We start from the raw sequence: 603 nt of genomic DNA, 5'->3' as shown, positions 1-603 counted from the left end.
TGTTATGGAAAAAAATGCTCCTGCCTTTATCGCTTTTCAAGCTATTGGCATCATGATAAGCCACTACAATGCCCAGGCCAATCTACTTCCCACAGTAAAGGAGATCTACAGTAGTGTAATAGAGACTATGGGCCGTGAAAAGCAGAAAAAACCACCACTATCCATAGATCTTACACAAGACACTATAGCCAGTATAGTTCATGCCCATCATGGCTATTTAGAAGTTTATCTTGACAAAAAGCAACCCAGTATATTACTGGTATTGCCTACTGATGTGACTGATATTTTGGATAAGATGGCCAGCAAATTCCCACTATATGGTTTAACTTCAGAATCTTCTGTTCAACCTAACGAAGAAGCAGATGCTATGATTGCACTAATGAAGTTCCATGATTATGTCTGTACCTCTTTGTGTAAAGAGCAAGAGGATGTCATTGATGCAAAAACTATTTCAGATTTGATTTTATTGCTTCGGCAGCATTTTCGATTTAAGCGCCATTCTTCGGGTGAATTGTTTTATGTACGCTCAGTAGGAATTGCCGAGTTAGTAACAAATTGGGTGTTTCACTCCCCTAAAGTCATTTATGCTGCTTTGCTCTATGA

The 603-nt window shown here is 38.8% G+C and carries 1 pseudogene; it reads left to right on the top strand.

The annotated features are described in order from the left end of the window. A pseudogene (locus MUW74_RS03430) lies at positions 1-603 on the top strand (hypothetical protein); the annotation flags it as partial.

The sequence above is a fragment of the Candidatus Cardinium sp. cBcalN2 genome (assembly GCF_022810445.1).
Classification (GTDB): domain Bacteria; phylum Bacteroidota; class Bacteroidia; order Cytophagales; family Amoebophilaceae; genus Cardinium.
The sequence above is the reverse complement of the archived record's forward strand: the minus strand, read 5'-3'. Positions and strand labels throughout refer to the sequence as shown.